This is a genomic window from Streptomyces bobili, assembly GCF_002154575.1.
GTDB lineage: Bacteria > Actinomycetota > Actinomycetes > Streptomycetales > Streptomycetaceae > Streptomyces > Streptomyces bobili.
In genome coordinates this window covers 1-5,894 of the sequence record NZ_MUBA01000447.1, presented here as the reverse complement: position 1 = coordinate 5,894, position 5,894 = coordinate 1, and the positions used below count along the sequence as shown (strand labels likewise).

Genomic DNA, 5,894 nt, shown 5'->3' with positions numbered 1-5,894 from the left:
GGGTGGTTCGGGGTGGGGCGGACGGCGCAGCGCTTCCTGGTCGAAGCGAGCCTTCGGGCCCGTCCAGAGGTAACCGTGGTGGTGCACGGGACGTCCAGTTCGGTGTCTGACCACGCTGATCACGGTGATCACGCTGATCACGCTGATCACGGTGATCACGGTGATCGTGAGGTCGGCCGCTCCGGGCTTGTTCAGGGGCAGGCCAGGAGCGGCCGGTGAGAGGGAAGGGGAGGGAAGGAGGGGAGAGGGGGAGTCAGGAAGTCAGGCGGAACCGTGCCGGGTCGATCCCGGCCGCGTGCAGTTCCTCGGTGGTGAACCGCAGCGGTGCCGCGTCGGGCCGCTTGCTGTCGCCGAGAGCCCAGGCGTCCTCGCCGATCCGGGCCAGGGTCACGCACGACTCGCCGTCCGGGTGGGTGTTGCCGCCGCACGCCTTCATGAACGAGGCGTCGGAGAGGTCGAGCCGGTACAGGTCATTTCGGTTCGGCATTGCTGTCCCTTCCTGTTCGTTGTGGCTTCGGGACGACCGTAGGGAGCGGGACCGGAGCAGGAGGGAGAATATTCTCCGTTATTCTCGTTCGGTCACTCTGCATGCATGGACATTCACTCAGAGGCACCGACATGCTGAGCGTGCAACGTCGTCGAGAACCAGAGGGGTTGTGGCGTATGGCACGCAGGTTGCGGTTCAACGGGACCGGGAGTGTTGGGGGCGGGTGCCCGTCGGTGCATGAGGATCTGGATAGCGGTGAGGTGATCGTGCATGGCCCGCCGCTGACCGATCCCGAGGACGTCGCACAGCTCCAGCACCTCTCACAGGGGGAGGTTGCGGTGGTAGTGCCCCGAGACCTGCTTGTGGACTGGTCCCCGAAGGAGCAGAAACGTCAGGTGAAGACGATCGGACTCGACGAGTTCGCCGATCTGTTCGACAAATTCGAGCACACCGCGTGGCGACTGGAGACGCGGCAGCGGTACGCGAGCGATGAGGCCGGTGACCGCTGGACGCAGTTCGTCGAGACCGGAAGGGTTGACGATGACTGGGTCGAAAGCCGGGCGGCCAGGCGGTGGGGGGACACGATCCGCGCCCAGGTCGCGCAGGGAAAACGGATCGAGCGGGTACGCATCGTGGACCGGCCCGCGACCACCGGTCAGCGCTACCTCTTCGAAAGCGCCAAGTGGAACATTCGCAATGGCGAGGACATCCGCAACATGTGGCGAGCCGACGCGGACCGGTTTCAGCTTCCCGCCGAGGACTTCTGGCTGTTCGACAGCCGCCTCATCGCGCTCCTGCGGTTCGATGGCGACGATCAGCTCACACACGTGGATCTGATCACCGAACCAGCAGAGGAGGTGCGTTGCTCCATGGTGCGCGATGCTGCTTGGCATCACGCTGTACTGCGGGAGCAGTTCGCGGCAGGAATGGGTAGCGGCAGGTAAGGGCAAGAGCGGGTACCGGTGAGCACGGACTATCAGAGGGCACGCGAGGAACTGGGGCGTCGGCTCCGGGAACTTCGGGTCGACGGCCCTCTCGGCCGTCTCACTGGTACGCAACTGGCCCGCAGACTGGGATGGCAGCAGTCGAAGGTCAGCAAACTTGAGAACGGCAGACAGACGCCCACGGATGACGACCTGCGGGCCTGGGCCGATGCCACTGGGCAGCCCGCAGTCGTAGGTGAACTGCGCGCACGCCTCAAGGGCTTCGAGAGCCAGATCCGCTCCTGGCGGCGCCAGCTGGCGGCGGGACATCGCCCGGTCCAGGAAACATGGAACACCCTCGTCTCCGATTCTCAGACCCTGCATGTGTGGGAGAACAGCGTCATCTGCGGCTTGCTTCAGACAGCTGACTACGCCCGCCACATCTTCGAAGGCCATGCCGAACTCCAGAAGTCTCCGCGGGACACGGAGGAAGCTGTCCGGGTCCGTATGAAACGGCAGGAGTGGTTGTACCGACGGGGGAAACAGCTGAACCTGCTCATGTGGGAGGGGGCACTCTATTCACGAGCGTGCCCTCCCGACGTGCTGGCCGCACAACTGGACCGGCTTCTGGGGGTGGTGGGCATGGACACCGTCCGTCTGGGCATCGTGCCCCTGGATACGGCCCTGCGTCTGGTGCCGGGGAACCCGTTCTGGATCCTCGACGCCCGACTGGTCGTCGCCGAGGACTGGCACGCCGAACTCTGGCTCGACGACGCTGAAACGATTGCCCTCTACCGCCGCGTCTGGGACACCTTCGCCGAGGCCGCCGTCTACGGGCCCGACGCCCAGCAGGTGATCGCGCGGGTGCGCCGGAGCATCAAGGTCTGAGGACGTACGGCCGCACCACGTCATCGTCCGTCGACCAAGAGGCCGACCGAGGCCGAGTCGCGGCCTCCCAGCACTCCTCCCGGCACGGGAACGGCAGCCGGTGGCCGACCGCGCGGGAGCGCTTGGACCAGCGGCGCCAGCGGGCGTCGTGGGGGTCCGGCAGCCGCCAGACGTAGGGGTCGGGTGTCCGCACCTCGCTTGCGAGGTCCGTCAGACCTGGCAGTCTTTTGTCCGCCAGTTCGCGTAGGTGGCTGTCGGAGCAGGACGTACGAAGGGCGCCCGGTGTGACACCGGGCGCCCTTCGCTGTCGTGCGGGACGTACTACAACTGCTCGATGACGTAGTCGATGCACGTCGTGAGAGCCTCGACGTCCGCCGGGTCGATCGCCGGGAACATGGCGACGCGGAGCTGGTTGCGGCCGAGCTTGCGGTAGGGCTCGGTGTCGACGATGCCGTTGGCGCGCAGGACCTTGGCGACGGCCGCCGCGTCCACCTCGTCGGTGAAGTCGATCGTGCCGATGACCTGCGATCGCTTGGCCGGGTCGGTGACGAACGGGGCCGCGTGCTTGCTCTCCTCGGCCCAGCCGTAGAGGCGGGTCGAGGAGTCCTTCGTGCGGGCCGTGGACCAGGCGAGGCCGCCCTGGCTGTTGATCCACTCCAGCTGCTGGTTCAGCAGGAAGAGGGTGGAGAGGGCGGGCGTGTTGTACGTCTGGTTCTTGCGCGAGTTGTCGATCGCCGTCGGGAGCGAGAAGAACTCCGGGATGTGGCGGCCGGACGCGTGGACGCGCTCCGCGCGCTCGATCGCGGCCGGGGAGAACACGCCGATCCACAGGCCGCCGTCGGAGGCGAAGGACTTCTGCGGGGCGAAGTAGTAGACGTCCGTCTCGGCGATGTCGACCGGCAGGCCGCCGGCGCCCGACGTCGCGTCGACCAGGACCAGCGAGCCCTCGTCGGCGCCCGCGACCCGCTTGACCGGGGCCGCGACACCGGTCGAGGTCTCGTTGTGCGTGAAGGCGTACACGTCGACGCCCGCCTCGGCGCGGGGGTCGGGGTGCGTCCCCGGGTCGGAGGCGATGACGGTCGGCTCCGCCAGCCACGGCGCCAGCTTGGCCGCCTTGGCGAACTTGGAGCTGAACTCGCCGAAGTTGAGGTGCTGCGACTTGTTCTCGATCAGGCCGTGCGTCGCGACGTCCCAGAAGGCGGTGGAGCCGCCGTTGCCGAGGATCACCTCGTAGCCCTCGGGGAGCTGGAACAGCTGGGAGATGCCCTCGCGCACCTGGCCGACCAGGTTCTTGACCGGGGCCTGTCGGTGGGACGTGCCGAGCAGCGACGTGCCGGTGGCGGCCAAGGCGTCCAGCGCCTCCACCCGCACCTTGGAGGGGCCAGCGCCGAATCGACCGTCGGCGGGCTTGATGTCAGCAGGAATCCGGATCTCAGCCACGAGGCGAGCGTATCCGGTGGAGAAACGTGCTCGAAACGTCGTCCGTCCGATGAGACGCCGTTCGGGGGCGGACCGGGACAAGGACGGCGAGCGGGCGTCCCATGTCGGTCGGCCGTACGAGCTGGTTTGCTGGACCCATGTCGGATCTTGAGGCCGAACTGCGCAAAGCCGTCCGGGGTGATGTCGGCTTCGACGTGACCTCGCGGGCCCTCGTCACCATGGACGCGTCCAACTACCGGCGGGTCCCCGTGGGGGTGGTCGCCCCTCGGGACGCCGAGGACGTGGCGGCCGTACTGGAGGTGTGCCGGGCGCACGGGGTGCCGGTCGTGGCGCGGGGCGGGGGGACGTCGATCGCGGGGCAGGCCACCGGTACGGGTGTCGTCCTGGACTTCACCCGGTACATGAACCGGCTGGTCGCACTGGACGCCGGTGCCCGCACGGCCGTCGTGCAGCCGGGGCTGGTGCTCGACCGGCTCCAGGAGGCCGCCGCCCCGCACGGGCTCCGCTTCGGGCCCGATCCGTCCACGCACAGCCGCTGCACGCTCGGCGGGATGATCGGCAACAACTCCTGCGGCTCGCACTCGGTCGCCTGGGGGACGACGGCGGACAACGTGCGCGAGCTGGACGTCCTCACCGCGCGCGGGGAGCGGCTGCGGCTCGGACAGGGGTGGGCCGGCGCGCCCGACGGGCTGCGGGCGCTGGCGGAGGGTGAGCTGGCGCGGCTGCGCACCGGGTTTCCCGCGCTGCCCCGCCGTATCTCCGGCTACGCGCTGGACGCCCTGCTGCCCGAGCGGGGCGCCGACGTCGCCCGGTCGTTCTGCGGCTCCGAGGGCACCCTCGGTGTGCTGACGGAGGCGGTGGTCTCTCTGGTAGAGGCGCCCCCCGCGCGGGCGCTCGCCGTGCTCGGCTACGCCGACGAGGGCGCCGCAGCCGAATCGGCCGCCGGATTGCTGCCGTACGGGCCGCTGACGGTCGAGGGCATGGCCGCCGACCTGGTGCGTTCGGCGGCGGAGCTGCCCCGCGGCGGGGCGTGGCTCTTCGTGGAGACGGGCGGGGAGTCGGCCGGTGAGGCACGCGCGCGTGCGGAGACGATCGTGCGCGCCGCCGATGTCGTCGACGCGCGCGTGGTGACGGACGGCGCCGCGCAGCGCGCCCTGTGGCGCATCCGGGAGGACGCCAGCGGCACGGCCACCCGCATGCCGGACGGCACGGAGGCCTGGCCCGGCTGGGAGGACTGCGCGGTGCCGCCCGCCCGGCTCGGCGCGTACCTGCGGGACTTCCGGGCCCTGCTGACCGCGCACGGCCTGCGCGGCGCGCCGTACGGGCACTTCGGGGACGGCTGCATCCACGTCCGTATCGACTTCGACCTGCTCACCGAGGCGGGCGTCGGCCGCTTCCGCCGCTTCTCGGAGGAACTGGCCGACCTGGTCGTCGCGTACGGCGGCTCCCTGTCCGGGGAGCACGGCGACGGGCAGGCCCGCGCCGAACTCCTGCCCCGGATGTACGGCGACGAGACGGTCGCCCTCTTCGAACGGGCGAAAGCCGTCTGGGACCCCGACGACCTCCTCAACCCCGGCATGCTGGTCCGCCCGGCCCCCCTCGACTCCGGCCTGCGCTTCGCCGTCCTGCCCCGCGAACCCGTCGACGTGGCCTTCGGCTACCCCGGCGACGGCGGCGACTTCACCGCCGCCGTCCGCCGCTGCGTCGGCGTCGCCAAATGCCGTACGACGACGGCGTCCGGGCCCGCCGTCATGTGCCCCTCCTACCGGGCCACGGGCGAGGAACGGCACTCCACGCGCGGGCGCGCCCGCCTGCTGCACGAGATGCTCGCCGGAGAGGTGGTCACCGACGGCTGGCGGTCGGAGGAGGTGCGGGAGGCGCTCGACCTCTGCCTCTCCTGCAAGGGCTGCCGCTCGGACTGCCCCGTCGAGGTCGACATGGCCACGTACAAGGCGGAGTTCCTCCACCACCACTACGCGGGCCGCCGCCGCCCGGCCGCCCACTACAGCATGGGCCGCCTGCCGGTCTGGCTGCGCTGGGTGAGCCGTACGCGCACGGCGCCGCTCGTCAACGCGCTGGCGGGGGTGAGGCCGTTGGCGTGGGCCGCGAAACGGGTGGGCGGGATCGCCGTGGAGCGGGACATTCCGCGGCTGGCC

The 5,894-nt window shown here is 70.1% G+C and carries 5 protein-coding genes; 3 read left to right on the top strand and 2 right to left on the bottom strand.

Annotated features, from left to right (window positions below; translation table 11 throughout):
- Positions 1 to 253: 253 nt before the first annotated feature.
- A complete protein-coding gene (locus BZL64_RS29815) occupies positions 254 to 487 on the bottom strand; it encodes a DUF397 domain-containing protein (protein ID WP_086772268.1) in 234 nt (77 codons plus the stop codon).
- Positions 488 to 663: 176 nt separating this feature from the next.
- Here BZL64_RS29815 and BZL64_RS29810 point away from each other — a divergent pair, with 176 nt between their 5' ends.
- Both BZL64_RS29810 and BZL64_RS29805 read left to right on the top strand, forming a co-directional pair.
- Positions 664 to 1,431, top strand: coding sequence for a DUF6879 family protein (locus BZL64_RS29810; RefSeq protein WP_086772267.1), 768 nt, complete (start codon positions 664 to 666; stop codon positions 1,429 to 1,431).
- An 18-nt stretch (positions 1,432 to 1,449) separates the two neighbouring features.
- Positions 1,450 to 2,298, top strand: coding sequence for a helix-turn-helix domain-containing protein (locus tag BZL64_RS29805; RefSeq protein ID WP_086772266.1), 849 nt, complete (start codon positions 1,450 to 1,452; stop codon positions 2,296 to 2,298).
- A 321-nt stretch (positions 2,299 to 2,619) separates the two neighbouring features.
- On the opposite strand, the gene serC is transcribed toward BZL64_RS29805, so the two are convergent.
- Positions 2,620 to 3,738, bottom strand: coding sequence for a phosphoserine transaminase (serC, locus tag BZL64_RS29800; RefSeq protein ID WP_086772265.1), 1,119 nt, complete (start codon positions 3,736 to 3,738; stop codon positions 2,620 to 2,622).
- Positions 3,739 to 3,875: 137 nt separating this feature from the next.
- On the opposite strand from serC, the gene BZL64_RS29795 reads away from it, so the two are divergent.
- On the top strand, positions 3,876 to 5,894 hold a 2,019-nt coding region (locus tag BZL64_RS29795; RefSeq protein ID WP_086772264.1), incomplete at its 3' end, for an FAD-binding and (Fe-S)-binding domain-containing protein.